The organism is Falsiroseomonas sp. E2-1-a4 (assembly GCF_051433165.1).
GTDB lineage: Bacteria > Pseudomonadota > Alphaproteobacteria > Acetobacterales > Acetobacteraceae > Falsiroseomonas.
Genome location: NZ_JBHMFS010000007.1, coordinates 195,836 through 216,552 on the forward strand (window position 1 = coordinate 195,836; position 20,717 = coordinate 216,552).

At 70.5% G+C, this 20,717-nt stretch carries 23 protein-coding genes; 13 read left to right on the forward strand and 10 right to left on the reverse strand.

The genetic code is table 11. From position 1 onward, the window contains the following. Positions 1 to 21: 21 nt before the first annotated feature. The 3 genes from ACFHNC_RS10280 to pdxH are packed head-to-tail and all read right to left on the reverse strand — an operon-like array spanning position 22 to position 3,036. Entirely contained in the window at positions 22 to 900 is an 879-nt protein-coding gene (locus ACFHNC_RS10280) for a universal stress protein (protein WP_437169116.1), read from the reverse strand. A gap of 50 nt (positions 901 to 950) precedes the next feature. Next, positions 951 to 2,435, reverse strand: coding sequence for an AAA family ATPase (locus ACFHNC_RS10285; protein ID WP_437169117.1), 1,485 nt, complete (start codon positions 2,433 to 2,435; stop codon positions 951 to 953). Between the two features lie 10 nt (positions 2,436 to 2,445). Continuing rightward, positions 2,446 to 3,036: a pyridoxamine 5'-phosphate oxidase gene (gene pdxH / locus ACFHNC_RS10290; RefSeq protein ID WP_437169118.1), complete on the reverse strand. Its 591-nt coding sequence runs from the start codon at positions 3,034 to 3,036 to the stop codon at positions 2,446 to 2,448. A gap of 113 nt (positions 3,037 to 3,149) precedes the next feature. On the opposite strand from pdxH, the gene fabI reads away from it, so the two are divergent. The 4 genes from fabI to ACFHNC_RS10310 all read left to right on the forward strand — a co-directional run bounded on the left by fabI (position 3,150) and on the right by ACFHNC_RS10310 (position 7,265). Further along, positions 3,150 to 3,998, forward strand: coding sequence for an enoyl-ACP reductase FabI (fabI, locus tag ACFHNC_RS10295; RefSeq protein WP_437169119.1), 849 nt, complete (start codon positions 3,150 to 3,152; stop codon positions 3,996 to 3,998). Between the two features lie 26 nt (positions 3,999 to 4,024). Next, a complete protein-coding gene (aroC, locus tag ACFHNC_RS10300) occupies positions 4,025 to 5,128 on the forward strand; it encodes a chorismate synthase (protein WP_437169120.1) in 1,104 nt (367 codons plus the stop codon). 111 nt (positions 5,129 to 5,239) lie between these two features. Beyond that, complete coding sequence (locus tag ACFHNC_RS10305) at positions 5,240 to 6,442, forward strand: hypothetical protein (RefSeq protein ID WP_437169121.1); 1,203 nt, start codon at positions 5,240 to 5,242, stop codon at positions 6,440 to 6,442. 136 nt (positions 6,443 to 6,578) lie between these two features. Beyond that, positions 6,579 to 7,265: a GntR family transcriptional regulator gene (locus tag ACFHNC_RS10310; protein WP_437169122.1), complete on the forward strand. Its 687-nt coding sequence runs from the start codon at positions 6,579 to 6,581 to the stop codon at positions 7,263 to 7,265. Between the two features lie 4 nt (positions 7,266 to 7,269). Here ACFHNC_RS10310 and ACFHNC_RS10315 read toward each other — a convergent pair whose 3' ends face one another. Then, positions 7,270 to 8,721, reverse strand: a complete 1,452-nt coding sequence (locus tag ACFHNC_RS10315; RefSeq protein WP_437169123.1) for an FAD-binding oxidoreductase — start codon at positions 8,719 to 8,721, stop codon at positions 7,270 to 7,272. Between the two features lie 516 nt (positions 8,722 to 9,237). Here ACFHNC_RS10315 and trxC point away from each other — a divergent pair. The 9 genes from trxC (at position 9,238) to ACFHNC_RS10360 (ending at position 15,174) form a co-directional block, all read left to right on the forward strand. After that, positions 9,238 to 9,678: a thioredoxin TrxC gene (gene trxC / locus ACFHNC_RS10320; RefSeq protein WP_437169124.1), complete on the forward strand. Its 441-nt coding sequence runs from the start codon at positions 9,238 to 9,240 to the stop codon at positions 9,676 to 9,678. Between the two features lie 61 nt (positions 9,679 to 9,739). Next, the gene (locus tag ACFHNC_RS10325; protein ID WP_437169125.1) at positions 9,740 to 9,916 is read left to right on the forward strand and encodes a hypothetical protein; all 177 of its coding nucleotides are present in this window, start codon (positions 9,740 to 9,742) and stop codon (positions 9,914 to 9,916) included. Beyond that, the gene (locus ACFHNC_RS10330; protein ID WP_437169126.1) at positions 9,913 to 10,896 is read left to right on the forward strand and encodes an SDR family oxidoreductase; all 984 of its coding nucleotides are present in this window, start codon (positions 9,913 to 9,915) and stop codon (positions 10,894 to 10,896) included. The genes ACFHNC_RS10325 and ACFHNC_RS10330 overlap by 4 nt, the downstream gene beginning before the upstream one ends. Positions 10,897 to 10,991: 95 nt before the next feature. Then, positions 10,992 to 11,279, forward strand: coding sequence for a hypothetical protein (locus ACFHNC_RS10335; RefSeq protein ID WP_437169127.1), 288 nt, complete (start codon positions 10,992 to 10,994; stop codon positions 11,277 to 11,279). 32 nt (positions 11,280 to 11,311) lie between these two features. Next, positions 11,312 to 11,782 carry a methyltransferase family protein gene (locus ACFHNC_RS10340; RefSeq protein WP_437169128.1) on the forward strand — a complete coding sequence of 157 codons (471 nt, stop codon included), beginning with the start codon at positions 11,312 to 11,314 and terminating at the stop codon, positions 11,780 to 11,782. Further along, positions 11,779 to 12,153, forward strand: a complete 375-nt coding sequence (locus ACFHNC_RS10345) for a group II truncated hemoglobin (RefSeq protein WP_437169129.1) — start codon at positions 11,779 to 11,781, stop codon at positions 12,151 to 12,153. Before ACFHNC_RS10340 ends, ACFHNC_RS10345 begins: the two co-directional genes overlap by 4 nt. 14 nt (positions 12,154 to 12,167) lie before the next feature. Next, the gene (locus ACFHNC_RS10350; protein ID WP_437169130.1) at positions 12,168 to 13,337 is read left to right on the forward strand and encodes an efflux RND transporter periplasmic adaptor subunit; all 1,170 of its coding nucleotides are present in this window, start codon (positions 12,168 to 12,170) and stop codon (positions 13,335 to 13,337) included. Beyond that, entirely contained in the window at positions 13,334 to 14,467 is a 1,134-nt protein-coding gene (locus ACFHNC_RS10355; RefSeq protein WP_437169131.1) for an ABC transporter permease, read from the forward strand. The genes ACFHNC_RS10350 and ACFHNC_RS10355 overlap by 4 nt, the downstream gene beginning before the upstream one ends. A 5-nt stretch (positions 14,468 to 14,472) precedes the next feature. Beyond that, positions 14,473 to 15,174 carry an ABC transporter ATP-binding protein gene (locus ACFHNC_RS10360; RefSeq protein ID WP_437169132.1) on the forward strand — a complete coding sequence of 234 codons (702 nt, stop codon included), beginning with the start codon at positions 14,473 to 14,475 and terminating at the stop codon, positions 15,172 to 15,174. A 22-nt stretch (positions 15,175 to 15,196) separates the two neighbouring features. Here the strand turns inward: ACFHNC_RS10360 and ACFHNC_RS10365 are convergent, their stop codons facing one another. The 6 genes from ACFHNC_RS10365 to ACFHNC_RS10390 are packed head-to-tail and all read right to left on the reverse strand — an operon-like array spanning position 15,197 to position 20,716. Beyond that, positions 15,197 to 15,919, reverse strand: coding sequence for a tetratricopeptide repeat protein (locus ACFHNC_RS10365; RefSeq protein WP_437169133.1), 723 nt, complete (start codon positions 15,917 to 15,919; stop codon positions 15,197 to 15,199). Further along, a complete protein-coding gene (locus tag ACFHNC_RS10370) occupies positions 15,916 to 16,866 on the reverse strand; it encodes a type II secretion system F family protein (RefSeq protein WP_437169134.1) in 951 nt (316 codons plus the stop codon). Before ACFHNC_RS10370 ends, ACFHNC_RS10365 begins: the two co-directional genes overlap by 4 nt. Before the next feature lie 3 nt (positions 16,867 to 16,869). Next, positions 16,870 to 17,832 (reverse strand): type II secretion system F family protein, encoded by a 963-nt coding sequence (locus tag ACFHNC_RS10375; RefSeq protein ID WP_437169135.1) that lies wholly within the window; start codon positions 17,830 to 17,832, stop codon positions 16,870 to 16,872. Beyond that, positions 17,822 to 19,183: a CpaF family protein gene (locus ACFHNC_RS10380; RefSeq protein WP_437169136.1), complete on the reverse strand. Its 1,362-nt coding sequence runs from the start codon at positions 19,181 to 19,183 to the stop codon at positions 17,822 to 17,824. Before ACFHNC_RS10380 ends, ACFHNC_RS10375 begins: the two co-directional genes overlap by 11 nt. After that, positions 19,180 to 20,415, reverse strand: a complete 1,236-nt coding sequence (locus ACFHNC_RS10385; protein WP_437169137.1) for an AAA family ATPase — start codon at positions 20,413 to 20,415, stop codon at positions 19,180 to 19,182. The genes ACFHNC_RS10380 and ACFHNC_RS10385 overlap by 4 nt, the downstream gene beginning before the upstream one ends. Further along, positions 20,405 to 20,716: a hypothetical protein gene (locus ACFHNC_RS10390; protein ID WP_437169138.1), complete on the reverse strand. Its 312-nt coding sequence runs from the start codon at positions 20,714 to 20,716 to the stop codon at positions 20,405 to 20,407. The genes ACFHNC_RS10385 and ACFHNC_RS10390 overlap by 11 nt, the downstream gene beginning before the upstream one ends. Position 20,717 lies beyond the last annotated feature (1 nt).

Sequence of the window (20,717 nt, forward strand, 5' to 3'; positions counted from 1 at the left end):
GGGTGAATGACCCCGCTGGGTCTACCGGCACATCAGGATCGGGATTTCCGAATTCTCCAGCACATGCCGTGTCACGCCGCCCAGGATCAACTGGCGCAGGCGGGAATGGCTGTAGGCGCCCTGGCACATCAGGTCCGCGCCGAAATCCCGCGCCGCGCCCAGCAGCCCGGCGCCAACTTCGCGGGTCTGCGACTTGAAGGGCACCAGTTCCGCCTCGATCTCGTGCCAGCGCAGATAGGCCTGGATACCCTCCGCCGCCGGGCCGCGGCGCTGGTAGTCCTCGGAATGCAGGATGCGGACGGCCTGGGCGCGGTGCAGCCAGGGCAGCGCGGCAGCGACCGCCGCGGCGCTTTCAGCGCTCCCATTCCAGGCGATGCAGACCCGCGCGCCCAGCACATCCGGCGCCGTGCGCGGCGCGATCAGCACCGGGCGGCCGCTGTCGAACAGCACGGCATGCAGCGCGTCGGAGGAGGAGACATCCTCATCCGCCTCCGGATGCGGCACCACCGCCATGTCGTAGAGGCGCGATTGCTGCGCCACCACATCCTCCTCCCGCCCCGCGATCGCTTCGAAGGACAGGGTGACGCCCGGCACCTTCAGCGCGGTGTTGGGGTCCGCCGCCATGGTCAGGTCGCCATGGGTGGCGGTGAATTTCTCGAACAGGGATCGGACGCGGCCGGCGCGCTCGCCGGATTCGCGTTCGGTCGCGGCCATCATCTCCTCGATCATGGCGCCCGACAGGCCTTCGCCGGCCAGCGGCGCGACATCGCGCGCATCGACGCGTACATGCAGGCAGTGCAGATGCGCGCTCCAGATTCGCGCGACAATCAGGCCCGTGGCAAGCGCGGCTTCCCCGGCCGCGGTACCGGTCAATGGCAGCAACAGGCGGCGATAAGCCATCGCGCCTCTCCTTTATCCAGGTTTGGGTGCGGAAAGCCTTCCCGGAGACTTTATGCCCCAGTTCCAGGGGTTAAGGCCAGCGCAGCCCGTACCGGTTCCAACGGCGCGCCGGCATTCACCACCTGCCAGGTGACGGCGCCGGGATCGGCGGCGGCAGCCTGGTCCAGCACGGCCACCGTCGCATCCGAGGCATCCCGCCCCTCCGCGCTGCGGGCGGCGACGCGTTGGCGCAGTAGGTCGAGCGGCGCGACCAGCCAGAAACCCTTGAAGGGATACGGCGCGGCGGCCGCCTCCGCCGCTTGGCGCTGCGCCGGGTCCAGGAAGACGGCGTCCAGCACCACGCTGTGGCCGGCCGCCAGGGCCTGGGCGGCGGCGGCGTAGATCTCGGCGTGCACGGCCTGGCTTTCCGCCTCGGCGTAGGATTCGGACGACAGGCGTGCTTCCGGCGCAACGCCAGCGCGGCGCTTGCGGGTCTCATCCGTCCGCAGATGCAGGGCTCCGGGGGCGGCGCCGAGATCGGGGGCCATCTGCCGCGCGAGCCAGGTCTTGCCGGTGCCCTGCAACCCGCCCACCGCCACCAGCCGCGGCGGCATGGGGCGGATATGCGCCTCCGCCGCCGCCAGATAGGCCAGCCCGTCGCCGCCGGTCCGCGCCGTCACATGCGCGCGTACCATTGCCCGCAGCGCCATCCAGAAGCCCAGCGCCGGCAGCAGGCCGAAATCCCCGGTCCGCGCCAGGTACCGGTTCATCACACGGTTCGCCGCCGGGCGCTGGCCAGACTGGCAAAAATCCATCAGCAGGAAGGCGAGGTCGTAGCCGGTATCCGTGGTCGCCATCGCCTCGTCGAATTCCAGCGCGTCGAAGGGCGTCGGCCGGCCTTCCCACAGGCACAGATTGCCGAGGTGCAGATCGCCATGGCAGCGCCGCACCCGCCCCGCCGCCGCGCGTGCCGCCAGATGCGGGGTGAGCGCGGTGAGCCGCGCCTGCATGGCCGCGCCGAGCGCCGCGACGCGCCCCTCTGGCAGGCCGGTTTCGCGGCAGTCGCGGATATTGCCGGCGAGCACGCGCGCCATGGCCGCCGGCGCGTCGAAGCCGGGCGGCGCCGGGGCGGCGGCTTCGTGCAACGCCACCACCGCATCGGCCGTGGCGTCCAGCAGTTCCGGCGTCAGCCCGCCGCTGCGCGCAACGACGTCGAGGAAATCCCCCGCCGGCACGGGGGCCATACGGAGCACCCACTCCACCGGCTCCCCTGCCCCATCCAGCGCCAGGGTGCCATTCGGCGCGCGGGTCACGGCGACCACATCACGGTATAGGGCCGGCGCGTGCGGCTGGTTCAGCGCCAGTTCGCGCCGCGCGAAATGCTCGCGCGCCGCCAGATCGGAAAAATCCAGGAAGCCGAGGCGCACGGCCTTTTTCAGCTTCCACACCGTATCCGGCCCGATGAAGACGGCCGAGATATGCGTCTCCACCGGATCCGCCCCCGCCAGGCGCCGCAGCAGCGCCGCCACCGGGGCCTGATCGGCGGGAATGGTCACGGCCAGATGGTCATGGGTAGAGCATCTCGATCCGCCAGCCGGCGCCGTCCCGGTGGAAGACGCGGCGCTCGTGCAGCCGGAAGGGCATGTCGCGCCACAGCTCCATGCGGTCCGGCACCAGGCGGAAGCCTGACCAGTGCGCCGGGCGGGGAATCTCGCCGATGCCGAAGCGCATGGTCTGCTCCGCCACCGCCTTCTCCAGCGCGAAGCGGGATTCCAGCGGCCGGGACTGCTTGCTGGCCCAGGCGCCGATGCGCGAGCCGCGGGCGCGGGAGGCGTAGTAGGCATCGGCCTCCGCCGCCGTCACCGGCTGCACCGCGCCTTCCACCCGCACGGAGCGCTGCAGCGTCTTCCAGTGGAAGCACAGCGCGGCGAAAGGGTTGGCCGTCAGTTCGCCGCCCTTGCGGCTTTCGAGGTTGGTGTAGAAGACAAACCCTTCCGGATCGACGCCCTTCAGCAGCACCATGCGCGCGGAGGGCCGGCCCTCCGGCGTGCTGGTGGCGAGGCAGACGGCGTTCGGGTCGTTCGTTTCGGTCTTCGCCGCCTCCGCCATCCAGGCCTCGAAGATGGCAATCGGGTCTTCGGTTGCGGGCGAATCCAAGGTGCACACTCCTGGTCGGGCGGGGCCAGACAGGTGTGAGGCCCCTTGCCCGTGACAAGGGCATGTGCCACCACGGTGCGCTACTCGCAACCAGTCTCCGGTGCCCCCTTTCCATGCCAGATGATGTTCCCTCCGAAGCCAACGGCGCGAAAGTGCCCACGGGCTCGCTGATGGCGGGGAAGCGCGGCGTCATCATGGGCGTGGCGAATGACCGCTCCATCGCCTGGGGCATCGCGCAATACCTGGCCGCCCAGGGCGCCGAGATTGCCTTCACCTTCCAGGGTGAGGCGCTGGAGCGCCGCGTGCGCCCGCTGGCCGAGAGTATCGGCAGCAAGCATGTGCTGCCCTGCGACGTGACCGACGATGCCAGCGTCGATGCGGTGTTCGAGACCCTCGGCCGGGAGTGGGGCGGACTCGATTTCGTGGTCCATGCCATCGGCTTCGCCGACAAGCAGTTCCTGCGCGGCCGCTACATGGACACGCCGCGGGCGGCCTTCCTTCAAGCGATGGATATTTCGGTCTATTCCTTCGTCTCCGTCGCGCAGCGTGCGGTGCCGCTGATGAAGCCGGGCGGATCGCTGCTGACCATGTCCTATCTGGGTGCCGAGCGGGTGACGCCGCATTACAACGTGATGGGCGTGGCCAAGGCGGCGCTGGAGGCCAGCGTGCGCTACATGGCGGCCGACCTCGGCAAATCCGGCATCCGGGTGAACGCGATCTCGGCCGGGCCGATCAAGACGCTGGCGGCCAGCGGGATCGGCGATTTCCGCTACATCCTCAAGTGGAACCAGTACAACGCGCCGCTGGAGCGGAATGTGACGATCGAGGATGTGGGTGGCGCGGGGCTGTATCTGCTGTCCGACCTCGCCTCCGGCGTCACCGGCGAGGTGCACCATGTGGATTGCGGCTACCACGTGGTGGGGATGAAGAACCCGGACGCGCCGGATATCGCGACGGTCTAAGCGCAGGCGGCGCTAACGGGGCGACCATGAGCCACAACACCTTCGGCCACCTGTTCCGCGTCACCACCTGGGGCGAGTCGCACGGCGCCGCCATCGGCTGCGTCGTCGATGGCTGCCCGCCGCGCCTCGCGCTGACAGAGGCGGATATCCAGCCCTACCTCGACCGCCGCCGCCCCGGCCAGTCCAAATTCGTGACGCAGCGGCAGGAAGCCGATGCCGTGCGCATCCTGTCCGGCACCTTCGAGGGCGCCACCACCGGCACCCCCATCGCGCTGCACATCGACAACACCGACCAGCGCAGCAAGGACTACGGCGAGATCAAGGACCGTTTTCGGCCGGGCCATGCCGACCTGACCTATGAGCTGAAATACGGCGTCCGCGACTATCGCGGCGGCGGCCGGTCCTCGGCGCGGGAAACCGCGATGCGCGTCGCCGCCGGGGCCATCGCCCGGCGCGTGCTGGAGGGTGTGACCATCCGCGGCGCCCTGGTGAATATGGGCGGCGACGAAATTGACCGCGCCCGCTTCGACTGGGCGCAGGTGGACCAGAACCCCTTCTTCTGCCCGGACCCCCTCGCCGCCGCCCGCTGGGAAGCCACGCTGACCGCCGCCCGCAAATCCGGCTCCTCCCTCGGCGCGGTGGTGGAAGTGGTGGCGGAGGGCGTGCCTCCCGGCCTCGGCGCGCCGATCTACGGCAAGCTGGATGCGGAGCTCGCCAGCGCGCTGATGAGCATCAATGCGGTGAAGGGCGTCGAGATCGGTGATGGCTTCGCCGCCGCCGCCTTGTCCGGCGAAGGCAATGCCGATGAGATGCGGATGGGGCCGGATGGCCAGGTGGTGTTCGGCTCGAACCACGCCGGCGGCATCCTGGGCGGAATCTCCACCGGGCAGCCGATCGTCGCGCGTTTCGTGGTGAAGCCCACCTCCTCCATCCTCACCCCCCGGCAATCCGTGGATCGCTTCGGGCAGGATGTGGAGGTGCTGACCAAGGGCCGGCACGACCCCTGCGTCGGCATCCGCGCCGTGCCGGTGGGGGAAGCGATGCTCGCCCTGGTGCTGGCCGATGCTCTGCTGCGGCACCGCGCGCAGAACCCGGATGCGCCGGAAACAGCCCGCCTGCCGCGCAACTGACGTCCGGATTCTCAATTCCGACGAATTTAGTCGCCTATCACGCATCTGGTGCTTGACGCTGCCCCCTCGGAAGGCGTTAGGGATACGCATCAACGTGATCGGGCCAAAGTCATGCCTTTTGCCGACCATCGGCCGGACCCGGCCGATCTCGATCGTTTTCGTGCCCTTTGCGGCGCCCGGCTCTGGGCGAAGCGGCTGGGGGATATTGCCCAGCTTGCTGCCGCCCCCTCCCTCTCCGGCCGCGCAGCGCAGCAGCGCCACGCGCTGGAGCTGGTGCTGGCCCGGCTGACGGACCCGAAGGCGCTGGCCCGCGCCACGCCGGCCGAGCGCCATGCGCTGGCCTTCGCGCGGGAGGCGGTGAAGCTCGCCGCCCAATTGCCCACGCCGCAGCGCGCCCGGCTGCGGGCCGAGATCGCCGCCGGCCTGACCGGCGAAGCCACGCTTATGCCGCTGTTCCACCTGCTGCGGACCGCCGCCCTGCACCACAGCCGCGGCTTTGAGGTGACCTTCAACGGCCTGGCCGAGGAAGCCCCCTTCGACCTGCTGATCCGCCGTGATGGCGTGGAGGCCGAGGTGGTGTGCGAGACGGTTTCCGCCGAGGAAGGGCGGGAGGTGCATCGCGGCGACTGGTGCGCGCTGGTCGACAAGGTGAACCCGGAATTGCAGACCTGGCTTGCCGCGCATCCGGGCCGCTATTTGCTGAAAATGACGCTGCCCGGCGGCATGGCGACGGATGCCCAGGTGGCGGATCTGCATGGCCGCATCGCCGCCCTGCTGGTGGCGCAGAAGCGCCAGGATACCAGCGCCGATGCGGTGCTGAAGCTGGACCCGCTGGTGCTGGCCGGTGCCCAGGCCAGCGTGCAGGGCCTGCCCGCCCAGCTTCGCGCCCAGTTCGGGGAAGAAGCGCATCTGGCCGTCACCGCCGGCCCGGGCGCCGGGTCGGTTTTCGTCATGGCCGCGCGCGCGGGGCGGGAGAATTCCATCGCCAAGGCGGTGACCCGCCGCTGCGCCCTGGTGGCGGAAAGCCGACTCAGCGGCAACCGCCCCGGCCTGCTGGCCATGTTCGTGGATGATGTGGACCGCGCGGAGTGGCGCGCCCTGCGCGAAAGGCTGGAGCTGGAGGGCGCCGCCCGCCGCTGGATGACGGAACCGGCCGCTCGCCGAGTGGTCGCCGTGGCCTGCACCAGCCGGATGGAGCTGTTCGGCGTGGCGCCGCCCGATGGCGCACCGGATGGCGAGTTGCGCTTCCGCAACCCGGGGCACCCGGCGGGGAAGAACCCGGCCCTGGCGCCGGCCGTCGCTTCCTCCCTCTGAGGCGGCGCGGGCAACCGCTGGCCCTGTGGCCGGGGCGACCTGCTCCGGTTTGCCGTGGCGTTGTGGGATCGGTATACATCTTGTCCAGCCGGATGCGTCGCGCGCAAACCCGGATGCACAGGGACCCGACGCGCCGATGACACCGGACAGGACCGATCCGCCCCGCAGCCTGCGGGAGCAGGCCTATGAGGCGATCAAGCGGGGCATTCTGGATTCTCGCTACGCTCCGGGCGCCCTGCTGTCCGAGAACCAACTCGCCGAAGAATTGCAGATCAGCCGCACCCCGATCCGGGAGGCGCTGCGCGAACTGGCCGGCGGTGGGCTGGTGCGGATCCTGCCGCAGCGGGGAATCGTGGTGTCCGAGCTTTCGGTGCACGACATCGTGGAGGTTTACCAGCTACGCGAACAGCTTGAGGGCTTCGCGGTGCGGGTGGCGGCGGAACGGCTGGGGCCTGCGGATGGCGAAGCACTGCTGGCGGACCACCGGGCCGCGATCGCCCATATGGAGGCTGGCGCGCTGCGCGCCGCCTATGACAGCTCCGTCCTCATGCACAGCCGCATCCTCGATCTGGCCGGCAATTCGCGGCTGCGGCAATTCATGGCGCAGTTGGGCGACCAGGTGCATCGCTTCGGCCTGCTGACGCTGCGGCACGGGCGGGTGGAGCGGGCGCTGGCCGAGCACGGCCAGATCATCGCGGCGCTGATCGCCAACCGGCCGGAGGATGCGGAGAGCCTGATGCGCCTGCACCTGCGCGCCGACCGCGACCTGGCGTTGCGCGTGGTGCTGCCCGCCGGGGTGATGCAGCCGGAACTGACAGCCTGAAGCCTTACGACTGCACGCCCTCCAGCGCGCCGGGGTTCATCCGGCCGCGCGGATCCAGCATGGCCTTCACACTGTGCAGCAACTGCGCCGCCCCCGGTTCCATGCGGGAGCCGAGCCGGTAGAAGCGGCCGAGCTGGGCATGCACCGCGCCATGCTGGTCCATGATCCCGGACAGCACCTCCCTCGCCCGCCGCACCAGGTCACGCGCCGCCTGGTTGGGCGGGTGGTTGCCGAAACGGGCTCGGTTGGAATCCGACAGATGCTGCAGGTGCAGCGCATCCAGCGCATCGCGCCAGTAGAACATCGGCTCGATCGTCACATAGGCGCCAAGCGAGGAGATGATGTGGCTGGTGCTGACGCCCGCCGCCGTCATCTCCGCCGCCATCGCCGCGTGCTGCGCCTCCACCGCGGCCAGGCAGGCGCGGGCATTGGCCAGTGGCAGCATGCCGTGCACCGGCACCCAGCGCTCCCCCTCCGGCCCCACCAGGCCACGGATGGAATAGGGCCGGGCGCGCAGCGCCTTCGGGATGGTGGCCGGAACCTCCTGCGCGCCATGGCGGGTGGTGATGCCGCGCGCCACCTCCACCGCTGCCTCGGCCGCGGGCACGGTGGCGCCCTCGGCAGTCAGGTGCAGGGTCCAGGCGGGTTCGCGCCGGGCCTCGCGGCGCCGCGGCGCGGCTGCCTGGCCCGGGTTTGAACTGCGGAGCGGGTCGAGCGCGAAAGCGCGGCTGACGATGCTGGCCTGTGCGACCTCCACCATCGCCGCCATCATCGCCGCGCTGCTGTCGAAGGCGAAGGACCCGAAGGCGCCGGGGCGATCGGGCGCAAGGCGCAGTGCCACTTGCGTCTTCACCCCGAAGGCGCCGCAATCGCCCAGGAACAGGCCGGTGAGGTCCGGCCCCATATGGCGCCAGAAGGGCAACGCGCCGCGCAGCGCCAGCGCGCCGGTGCAGACGGCGTTGCCATCGGCCAGCACCACGGTCAGCCCGAGAATGCCATCCATCCCGCCCGGCAGGTTCTGCGCCACGGTGCCGCCCACGGTACTGACCGAGCCGGAGACCGGGGAGGCCTGCGCCGCGCGCAGCCCGTGCGGGGCCAGCGCCGCGGCCAGCGCCTGCCAGGTGGTGCCGGCGCCGACCACGGCGGTCAGGTTCCCGGCGTCGATCGAGATGTCGTTCAGCCGCGTGGTGTCCACCACCACCGCCGGCGCCCGCGGCACCACCCCGGCGCTGTAGGACATACCGGCGCCGCGCGGCACGATGCTGCGGCCGAACTCCGCCAGCAGACGCAGGGCGGTCGCGGTATCGGCGGTGCTGCCCGGGCGTATGACGATTTCGGCGGGGGCTGCATCGGGCCAGTCGAACAGGTCGGAGGTCGCCAGCGCGCAGCTTGCGGCATCGGTCACGACATGGGCGGCGCCGATACGCTGCGCCAGGGCGGCGGCCAGGCTGCTCATCTCGGGTAGTCCTGCCCTGCCCGACGACAGGGCACCTCGGCCCGCTCCCGCGTCCGGTTCATCGCAACCTCCTGAAAAAGGGCGCCCGGTTGTAACCGGGCCGGATTGCGTCTGCCTTACGGCACAAACCCGTGGCTTGGCAGGTGCGGTACGTGGTTATGCGCCAAGCCCTGGCGCCTGGTGAACACTTTTCGGTGTTTGCTGCAACCGTCAGTCGTTGCAGGGACAGTGACGGCCCGACGCCGATCAGCCGACCAGGCTGCAGCGCGCTGGCCCCGCCGTGCCTTGTGCGAAAATGTGCAGGGCGTGCGGCGCCTGCCCTTGAGGGCCGCCTCGCAACCGGTGCGTCGGCTCGGCGTTCGGGCCGGATGGTCTGCGGCCCTCTGTGCGGCTAGCGTGCCCGACCTCGGCCTGCCCACGAGGTTTACGCTCGTTCGATCCCTGGGGGCCGATCCTGGACTGGATCCGCGCCAACCCCGATGCCGCAGATGCGGTGGAGTGACCAGCAGCACGACCATGACCGAGACAACTCAGATCCTCTGCCCGCATTGCGATGCGATCAACCGCGTGCCCCAGGCGCGGCTGCATGAGGCGCCACGCTGCGGCGCCTGCAAATCAGCCCTGTTCACGGGCAAGCCGGTGGCGCTGTCGGAGGATCGGTTCCGCCGGCATCTGCGCCTCAGCGGCATTCCGCTGCTGGTGGATTTCTGGGCGTCCTGGTGCGGCCCCTGCCACGCCATGGCGCCAGCCTTCGAGGCAGCGGCGGCGGCCCTGGAGCCGCGGATGCGTGTGATCAAGGTCTCGACCGAGGAGGCACCGGGCCTCGCGGGCGAACTGGAAATCCGCAGCATCCCAACCCTCGCCGTGTTCGCCGGCGGCCGGGAAATCGCGCGGCAGGCGGGCGCCATGCCGGCCGGGCGTATCATTGCCTGGGCCGAGGCCACAGCGCCCCACTGACCGGGATCGCGCGCGTGGGGACCCGATCAATGCGGTGACCTTCAGAAGAGGAGATCCATCGATGCCTGCCATCACGCCGCGCAACCGCCTGCTGCCCTGTCGCGGCGATCGGCGTGGCCGCCTGGCGGCTTTCGGCCAGCACCAGTGGGGCACCCGTGGTGACCATTGCCATCGTACTGCTGGCCATGCCCCGGGCTATCCGGCGCTGATGTACCTGACCCTGACAAGACAGGCGTGACGGGTTGGACCGAGCGAGACCTGCGATCCCTGCACGGCCGGTGCGCCGTGGTGACCGGCGGAACCAGCGGGATCGGGCATGCCACGGCGACGGCCCTCGCGGCGGCCGGTGCCGCGGTCATCCTGGCCGGGCGCGACGCCACGCGCGGTGCCGAGGCGGTGTCGGTGATCAGGGAACACGCGCCCGGCAGTTCCGTGCGCTTCGAGGCGCTGGACCTGGCGGATCTCGCCTCCGTTGCGGATTTCGCCGCGCGTGTCGCTGCGCGGCAGGATGCGCTGGACATCCTGGTGAACGATGCCGGGGTGATGGCGCTGCCGGAGCGGCGCGTCACGGCCGACGGGTTCGAGCGGCAGTTCGGGGTCAACCATCTCGGCCATTTTGCGCTGACCGCCCGCCTCCTGCCGCTGCTGCGCCGCGCCCCGGCGCCGCGCGTGGTGGGCGTCACCAGCCTGTCGCACCGCACCGGCCGGATCGACTTCGAGGACCTGCAGGCCGAAGCGCACTATGGAGCGTGGCAGGCCTACAGCCAGTCGAAGCTCGCCGTGCTGATGTTCACGCTGGAGTTGCAGCGGCGCAGCGATGCGGCGCAATGGGGCGTGACCAGCCTGGCCGCGCATCCGGGCTGGGCGCTGACCAACCTGTTCTCGAACGGCCCGGCCTCGGCCGGCACGCCGAGCGCCCTGATGCGTCTGATGCGGCTCGGCACGCGGGTCTTCAGCCACTCCGCCGTACATGGCGCCGGGCCGATCCTGTTCGCGGCAACCTCGCCCAGGGCGTGCGGCGGCTGCCTTTATGGCCGAAGCTGGCTGTGGGAACTGCGCGGGCCGCCAGCACCGGGCCGGATCGCGCCGCAGGCGCGGGACAGCGTGGCGGCGGCGCGGCTGTGGGATGTCTCGGCAAGGCTGACCGGCTTGGCCTTCGGCCGCAGTGAGCAGGTCGATCCTCCTGCCGCAAACAATTCATTGGACGCAAATATATAATATTCGCCTGTCCGTATATTCTAATAATTACAGAAAGGTGCCACGATCAGCCGATTGGCGTCGCCAATCCTTTTCCGATCATCGAGGACATCAAGATGGAAGTGGCCGGCGCCTATGGCATGGTACATCCCGGTGACGCAGACCCGCAGGGCGTGCGCCCGATCTTCCTGACCGACCCCGAGGGCAAGCTGCGCGCGATGCTGTACGACACGATGAGCAATGGCCGCAGCATCGATGAGATCCCGCGCCTGCTGGTCGCGCCGCAGACCTCGGATGCGCACGGCGTCGCCACGCCGGAGGGCTGGCAACCCGGCGAGAAACTCATCGTACCGCCGCCAAAGGCTGCCGCCGCCGAGGCCCTCGGCGAAGCCGCCGCACCGTGACCGGGCGGCGCGACAATGAAGCAGGGCCAGGCATGGTCGCTGCCCCCAACCGCATCCCCTGGCCGCCGATCCTGTTCGTGTCGGCGGCTCTTGCGGCGGTGGGGCTGGGCATGGTCCTGCCCGGGCCGGCCTGGCTGCACGCGTCGGCCTGGATGGTGCTGGGCTGGCTGACCCTGCTCAGCGGGCTGGCGATCGACCTCGCCGCGATGGTCGCGATGTGGCGCCGGCGCGCCAACATCCTGCCGCACCGCGCGGCAACCGCCCTGGTCACCACCGGCCCCTTCGTCTGGTCGCGCAACCCGATCTACCTTGGCAACACCATCGCCATGACGGGCGCCACGCTGGCCTTCGCCAATCCGTGGTTCCTGCCGGCCGCACTGATGGCCGCGCTGGCGGTGACGCAGCTTGCGATCCGTCGTGAGGAAGCGCATCTGGCGGCGCTGTTCGGCGCGGAATGGGGTGCCTACAGCCAGCGCACCGCCCGATGGTTCGGCCGGCGGTGACCCCCCGTGACCGGATCGGCGGCGAAGCCGGCATCCGGCACTTCACGCGGCGCTTCCATGCGCTGATGGACACGCTGCCCGAGGCCGGCGCCTGCCGCGCCGTCCATCCTCCGAACCTCGCCAATGCGGAGCAACGGCTTTTCGAATACCTCTCGGGTTGGCTTGGCGGCCCGTCGCTGTACATCCAACGCCATGGGCGGCCTATGCTGCGACGCCGCCATCTGCGCGCCCCGATAGGCGCTGAGGAAGTGCGCGGCTGGCTGCTGTGCTTCCATCGCGCCTGGGACGAGCAGGTGAAGGATCCGGCGCTCAGCCAGGATGTGCTGCCGCAGATCGATAAACTTGCCCACCACATGCAGAACCGCGGTTGACTGGACAGCACGACATGAACGCGACCGGCAGCAGGCGCCTTTTGTACCTGGCGATCGCCGGGCTGATACTTGCCATCGCTGCAGGTGGCGTCTGGTGGTACGCAAAGCGGCGCGCCTTGGCCGTGCCCGTCGCCACCATCGAACGGGATGTGCCGGTCACGGTCTTCGGCCTGGGCGCGGTCGAGGCGCAGGTGCTCGCGCGTATCGGCTTCGAAGTGCCCGGCACGCTGATTGACCTTGCCGCCGACCATGGGGACCGCGTCGCGGCCGGCTCCGTGCTCGCACGCATTAGTTCGATCAGCCAGCAGGCGCGCGTGGCGCGCGCCGAGGCCGCCGTGCTCTCCGCCGCGGCTGCCGCGGCGCGCGCAGATGCGCAGCGCGAACGTGCGGAGGCGCAGTTCACCCAGAAACAGGCGACTGCGCGGCGGCGGCGCGACCTTGCGAACAGGGGTGTGGGGAGCCAGGAAGCCGCGGAGCTTGCCGAGACCGAGCAGGAACTCGCGCGCGTCGATCTCCTGGTGAATCGCGCCGATGCCGCCGTGGCGCGCGCCGCCCAGGCCGAGGCGCGCGCCAACCTCGAAACCGAGCAGGCCACCCTCGCCAAGTACACGCTGCGTGCGCCCTTCGACGCGGTGGTGATCGCCCGCGCACGCGAGGTCGGCAGCGCGCTCAATCCGGGCGAGACGGTGTTTACGCTGGTCGCGCCCGACAGCATCTGGATGCAGGCCTTCATCGATGAAGGCCGCGCCGGTGACCTGGCGCTCGGCCAGACCGGCATGGTGACGCTGCGCAGCCGCCCTGGCCGGCCAGTCGCCGCCGAGATCGTCCGCATCGGGCTGGAGGCCGACCGCGTGACGGAAGAACGGCGCGTCTATCTGCGCTGCCGGGCCTGCCCCACCATGCCCGTCGTGGGCGAGCAGGCGGAGGTGGTGATCGAAACCTCACGCCTGCCACGGGCGCGACTGCTGCCCGAACAGGCGTTGCACGGCTTCGATGGTGCTGCCGGCACCGTCTGGACCATCGAGGATGGAAAGCTTGCGCGACGACACGTGCGCATCGCCGCACGGCTGGTCGATGGGCGCGTTGCCATCACCGATGGCCTGCCCGAGGATGTCGCGCTGGTGAGCCAGGTGGGCGCGCGTTTCGTCGTCGGGCGCGCGGCGCGCGCGGTGTCCGTGCCGTGAACCTCGCCCTCGCCGACATCCGCCACAAGCTCGGCCGCTTCGTACTGACCTGCCTCGGGCTCGGCCTGCTGATGGCGGTCGCGCTGTCCATGGTGGGCATCTACCAGGGCGTGGTGAGCGAGGCGCTGGCCCTGTCACGCAGCCTGCGCGCGGATTTGTGGGTGGTGGAATCCGGCACGCGCGGCCCCTTCGCGGAAGCTTCGCGCATCCCGGGCGATGTGCGTGAGATGGTGGCGCGGCTGCCTGGCGTGGCGGCGGCCGGCGCCATCACGCTGCGCACCGCCGAGGCCCAGGCGCCGCAGGGGACGATCCGCGTGCAGGTGATCGGCTACGAGCCGGGCCGGCCGGGCGGGCCTTCGGCGCTCGCCACGGGGCGCGGCCTGGGGGCGACACGCTTCGAGATCGTCGCCGATGCGCGCTCAGGCCTGCCACTCGGCGCCGTGCTGTTGCTGGGGCGGCATCGCTACCACGTGGTTGGCACGACGCGCGGGCTGGTTTCCTCGGGTGGCGATCCGCTGATCTTCATGCAATTGCGTGACAGCCAGGATCTGCAATTCCGCCTCGCCCCCGCCGCGGCACGGCGCGCCCTCGCGGCGGCCACCGGTGGTGGCGGGACGGATACGGTGAACGCCATCATCGCCCAGCTTCATCCGGGCGCGGACCCGGTCCTGGTGGCGGAGACGGTGCGGCGGTGGAAGCATCTGGCGGCGCTGACGGACCGGCAGCAATCGGACTTGCTGACACTGTCGGTGGTGAACCGTGCGCGCGTGCAGCTCGGCATGTTCACCGTGGTGCTGCTGTTCGTCTCGGCCGTCATCATCGCGCTGATCATCTACACCATGACGATGGACAAGCTGCGCGAGATCGCGACGCTGAAGCTGATCGGGGCACCGGACCGCACCATCATCGGCCTCGTGCTGCAACAGGCGTTGCTCCTGGGTGGCGTCGCGTATGTCGCTGCCGTGGGGATCGTGTTCGCCGCAAGGGATGTCTTTCCGCGCGCCGTGGCGCTTGGCCCTGCGGAGGTCGCCGTGATGGCCGTGGTGATCGCGCTGATCTGCCTCGCGGGTAGCATGGTATCGATCCGTGCCGCGCTCAGGATCGAACCGCAACAGGCGCTGGGGGGCTGAGGCGCATGGCGATGCCCCTCGTGCAGGTCGAGAAGCTGAGCAAGACCTTCGGCGCCGGCGAGACCGCGGTGCGCGCGCTGGCCGACGTGGACCTTGTGGTTGAGGCCGGCGAGGTCGTCGGCCTCAAGGGACCATCGGGCAGCGGCAAATCGACTTTGTTGAACCTGATTGCCTGCATCCAGGAACCCACCGGCGGCAGGCTCTCCATCGGCGGAGAAACGGTGTGGGATGGGCGCTGGCGTGTGGCCGATCTGCGCCGCCTGCGGCGGGAGCGCATCGGCTTCATCTTCCAGTTCCACAATCTGCTGCCGTTCCTGAACGCCATCGACAATGTGGCGCTGGCCATGACGCTGGATGGTGTGGACCGCACCACGGCGCGGCAGCGGGCGGGCGCGCTGCTCGACTATCTCCAGGTCGGCAAGCGCGCCTCCGCCATGCCGGCGCGGCTTTCGGGGGGCGAGGCGCAGCGCGTGGCGATCGCCCGCGCGCTGGTCAACCGGCCGCAGGTGATCCTGGCCGATGAGCCGACCGCGGCGCTGGATTCCGAACGCGCACGGGTGGTGATGGATCTGCTGCGACAAGTGGCGCGCGACCAGCAGGCGGCGATCCTCGTGGTGACGCATGACGAGAAGATCTTCGATCGCTTCGACCGCATGGTGGCGCTGCGCGATGGGCGCCTTGAAGACGAAAAGCTGCGCGCCGCATGAGGCGGGTCGCAGACGCCCGAGGTCACGGCGCGGCGCGCAGCGTCGCCGCCAGGGCCATCAAACCGTCCTCCCCGTTTCGCAAGCGTCCTGGGCCGCCATCGTCCCCAGCCGCAGCGCGCGCCAGCCTGAGATTTACGGCCACACGCTCCGGCGCCTCCGGGCGTCGGGCGAGCGGCGCAAGTATCACCGCTGCCTCGGCCGGCTGGCCGGCCAGCAGCAGTGACACCGCCAGGTTGTTCGCGATCGCAAGATTGTCCGGCGACCGGGACAGCGCGGCGCGGTGACTTGCCGCGGCGTCAGCGTGCCTGCCAAGCAGATCCAGTCCGACACCCTGACCGGACAGCGCCGCTGGGTTGGCGGGGTCGCGCGCAAGCACGCGGCCGAACAGCACCAGCGCCTCCGGCGCCGCGCCCGCACGCAACCGCAGGCGGCCCAGCCCGACCAGCAACGGCGCCGCATCCGGCTGGCCGCGCAGCGCCCGCATCAGCACGTCCTCCGCCCGCCCGGACTGCCCCGCGCGCAGCAGCGCCGCGGCATGGCGGGACTGCACCACAGCATCCCCCGGCGCTGCCGCCGCCGCCGAGGCCAGCATGGACAGCGCCACGTCGGTCTGCCCGGAGGCTTCGGCCGCGGCCGCCACCCGCAGCCGCGCCGCGGTATCATGCGTCACCGGCCCCGATCCCTGGCCCGCGCACCCCGCCAGCAGCAGCAGGGCCAGCCCCGCCCATCCCCGCAACAGCATCATGGCGTCCCCGAGAATTGGCGGCCGATTTCCAGCACGGATGGCCCGACCAGCGCGATGAACAGCGCCGGCAGGATGAACAGGATCAGCGGCCCGACCAGCAGTGCCGGCAGGCGGATTGCCTTTTCCTCGATGCGGAGCATGCGTTCCGTCCGCATCTCCGCCGACAGCATGCGCAGCGCCTGCGCCAGCGGCGTGCCGTAGCGCAGCGTCTGCGAGAGCGTGGCGCCGAGCCGTTTGAAGCCCTCCATCTCGGTGCGCTCGCCCATCCGTTCCAGCGCTACGCGCCGATCCGGCAGCATGCGCAACTCCTGCACCAGGATGCTGAACTCCAGCGCAATGGCCGGGTTCGAGCCCTGAAGCTCCCGCGCCACGCGGTCCACCGCGGTCTCCAGGCCAAGGCCTGCCTCCGCCGCGACCACCAGCAGGTCCAGCCCATCCGGCAGCCCCATGCGAAGCCGCTGCTGGAAGGGCCGCCGCAGCATGCCCACCAGCCAGTTCGGCACCACGACCCCGAGGCATAGCGCGAGCGCGAACAGCATGGCGCCGTTCATGGTGCTGACCCCGGCCATGGCGGCATAGGTCACGGCCCCGGCGGGCAGCAGGACCACCAGCACCGCCTTGGCCCCGATCAGCGCCGGCACGGCCGCGCGCGGGTCGAGCCCCGCGGCGGCGACCGAACGCTGGAAGCCGGCCGCATCCTTTTCCGAGACGAAGGCGCTGTTGCGCAGAACCTCACCCAGCCACAGCACCGGCCCCAGCGTGCGCGCACCCAGGCTGGTGGGCCGCCGTTCCGCGGCCTTCGGCTGCGCCGCCGCCACCACGCTGCGGAGATGCACGGACATGTCGCGATCCTCCGCCGCATGCGCCAGCAGCAGCGCCGCGATCAGCGCGAGGCAGACCGCGCCACCGACCGCCGCGAACATCAGCAGGGTTTCCGGTGCCGGCATCGCTCAGCCCTTCCCGGCCTGGCGGATCAGCCAGCGGATGGTGACCAGGCCGAGCGCCATCATCACCAGGCCGACAACGGCCATGGTCTGGCCGGTCGGGTTCTGCGTGAAGGTCTCGATGTAGAAGGGTTGGATCATCGCCATGGCGCCGGCGGCCAGGAAGGGCAGGACCACCAGCATCCCGGCCTGCATGTTGGCCTCCGCCGCCAGCGCCCGTGCCCGCTTCGCCATGGCGACGCGCTTGCGCACCAGATCCGCCAGATTGTCCAGCGTTTCCGCCAGGCTGCCGCCGGTCTGCGACTGCAGGCCGAGCGTGACCGCGAGGAAGGCATATTCGGTGACGCCGGTGCGGCGCGACAGGCTGACCAGCGCATCCTCGACCGGTCGGCCGATGGCCATCTCGCCGGCGACGCGGGCAAACTCCTCCCGCGTCGGGGATGAGATCTCGCGCGCCACGCCGCGCAGCGCCTCGGCCAGCGGCAGCCCGGCGCGGATCGCGCGGACCATCAGGCCGAGCGCGTCTGGAATCTGTTGGAACACCGCTTCCGCATAGCGTGCGTGCTGCATGCCGAACAGGAAACGCGCCGCCATCACCCCGGCGGCCAGCGACGCCAGCCAGGTGAGCGACAGGCTGAGCCGGCCGCTCGCCATGGCGTGCACCACCGCCGCCATGCCCAGCGCCATCAACGCGACCAGCGGCCACGGGATGGACCGCGCCTGCGGCATTTCCGGATCGAAGCGGATGAGCCGCAGCAGGCGGACAGAGGCACGGCCGTGCCGCGAGCGCGCCACCCGGATGGAGGGCAGCACGACCTTCGGCCCGTCATCCGGCGTGGCGCCGCCCAGGTCGCGCAGCCGGGCGCGCAAGGCGCTGCCGTCGCCGGATTGCGCCAATGCGACGCCAGCCAGCAGCACGCACAGCAGCAGCAAGGCCGGCAGGACGATCAACAGGAGGTCACGCGGCATCGCGGCCATCCTGCATGGCGCGCATCCAGGCCTCACCAAGGCCGAAATAGGTCAGCCGGTCGAAGAAGCCGGGGCGGATGCCGGGTGTGACCCAGCGTCCGCGGATGCGGCCATTCTCGTCGTCGCCCAGATACTCGAAGGCGAAGACGTCGTTCATGGTGATGACCTCGCCTTCCAGCCCGACCACCTCGGACACCTGCGAGACGCGGCGACCGCCGTCGCGCATGCGCTCGATCTGCACGATCAGGTCCACCGCGCTGGCGATCTGCGTGCGGATGGCGCGCGAGGGCAGGTTGTTCTGTCCCATCTGCACCATGTTCTCGATCCGCACGACGGCATCGCGCGCCGTATTGGCGTGGACGGTGCAGTAGGACCCGTCATGGCCGGTGTTCATGGCTTGCAACATGTCGAAGGCCTCGGCGCCGCGCACCTCGCCGACGATGATGCGGTCCGGCCGCATCCGCAGCGCGTTCTTCATCAGGTCGCGCTGGTTGATCTCGCCCTTGCCTTCCAGGTTCGGCGGGCGGGTTTCGAGGCGGACGATGTGCGGCTGCTGCAGTTGCAGCTCCGCCGCGTCCTCGATTGTGACGATACGCTCGCCGTGGTCGATGAAGCGGCTCATCGCATTCATCATGGTGGTCTTGCCGGATCCGGTACCACCGGACACCACCACATTCAGCCGACACCGCGCCGCGATCTCCAGCACGCGCGCCACGCTGTGGGACATGGATCCACCATCGGCCATCGCCTGCAGGTCGATCTTCTTCTTGGAAAATTTCCGGATCGAGATGCTGCATCCGTCGATCGCCAGCGGCGGGAACACCACATTGACGCGGCTACCGTCGAGCAGGCGGCAATCGACCAGCGGGCTGCTTTCATCGACGCGCCGTCCGACCGTGGCGGCCATCTTCTGCGCGATGTTGGCCACCTGCTGCGCGTTGCGGAAGCGCACATCGGCGCGCACCAGCTTGCCGCGCCGTTCGATGAAGACGTGGTCCGGCCCGTTCACCATGATGTCGCTGATCGTGTCGTCGGCCAGCAGCGGCTCCAGCGGGCCGTAGCCCACCATGTCGTGTTCCAGCTCCTCCGCGATGCGCGCCTGCTCGCGTGCCGAAAGCCCGATGCGCTCACGATCCGCGAGGTCGTGCACAAGCGATTCGAGCTGCGCGCGCAGCGCCGCACGCGGCAGTTCGGAGGCGACGATGGGGTCGACCTGCTCCATCACCCGCGCCCGCAGCTGTTCCAGCGGCACGCCGGGTGCCAGCGGCATGACGGTTCCACCGGCCTCCGCAGGCAGCGTCGCGCTGACCAGCGACATCGGTGCGTCCAGCCGGCGTCCGAAGGCCTTCATGTGCGGCCCCCGAACAGCCGTGCCATCAGGCCGGTACGCACCGGCCCGCTATGCACCGCCGCCACCTCCTCCGTCACCGGCGCCAGCGCGCGGCGCAGCACGGCGTTGAGCGCAGGCTTGCCGAGATTGGCGGCGCGCGGCAGCAGCTTGGGCAGGTCAGGGATGGTGACCTCCGGCGTCGCACCCAGCCCTTCGAGGATGTGCTTGCGCTTCAGCCCACCGGGCAGGCCCTCGCGGTTCAGCACCGTCATCATCCGCGCCGCGCCGCCCGCGGCCAGCTTGCGCGCGGCGATGGCATCCCGGATGCCGGCAACGTCCGGGCCCATCACCAGCAGCATCAGGCGGGACGCCGCCAGCACGGCACGCTCCGCCGGGCCGGGCGGCATCGGCAGATCCACCACCACATAGTTAAAGCGCTGCCGCAGCAGGCCGAGCAGCCCGGCGACGCCCTCGATGGTCGGCTGCGGCATGGCATCCATCGGCTCCTCGGCCGCGATCAGCTTCAGCCGCTCCCCGATCGGCGCCGCGCAGCGTTCCAGGAACAGCCCATCGACCCGTTCCGGATCTTCCAGCGCCACGCGCAAACCGGGCGCCGGGCGCACACCCAGCATCAGCCCGGTGGTGCCGCCGCGCAGATTCAGGTCGAGCAGCGCCACATGGCCACGGCTGACATCCGCGAGTTGCAGCGCGAGGTTCACGGCGACCGTGGTCGCGCCGACGCCGCCGCGCGCACCGCAGACGGCGACCACCTGGCCACCGCGCCGCGCCGCCTCTGTCTCGGCCTCGCCACCCCGCAGGAAGGGACCGAACAGGCGTTCCGCCCCGTCGCGGGTCAGCGGCTTGTGGACGTATTCGGCGACGCCGAGGTCCCGTGTCAGTTGCCGGTAGAAGCTGATCTCGCTGTTGTCGCCCAGCACCAGCATACGGAGGTCCGGCGTGCAGATACCGGCCAGCGCCTCAAGCTGTTCCATCGGGTCGTCGATGCCGGCGATATCAACCAGCAGCACAAGCGGCGTCGCCTCTCGCTCCAGCGCCTTGATCGCGGTTGCGATGCCGCCGCGCCGCACGGCAAGCCCACCACCGAACGCCGCAAGGCCGCCCCGGATCGCGGCCTCGGAGGCCTCGTCCTGCACGAAGGCCAGGAAGGGCGCGCGGTCGCCGCGGCCTGCCCCGGCCGCGCGGCCGCCGCCACGGGCCTGGTCGGCGGCTTCGCGTGGCAGGTCACCGCGCATTGGGGCCGCCCATCGGTTGCGCCACCGGCTCCGGGCTGACCGGCGCGATCTTCGACAGGGTTGAGGCCGGCAGTGGGAAGCGCTGCCCGGCTTCCAGACGCCGCACGGCGACGGCGCCGGCCTGCCCGCGTTCACCGATCGCGGCGCGACCACGCCTGGCATCCTGCGGGTCGTCCAGCATGGCACGCAGATTGGCCTCATTGGCCCCGCGGGAATGCCAGGTCCCGGGCCGGGCAAAGTCACTGCCTTCGCCCTGGCAGGCGGCGAGTAACAGCATCGGCAGGATCGGCAGCAGGCGCATC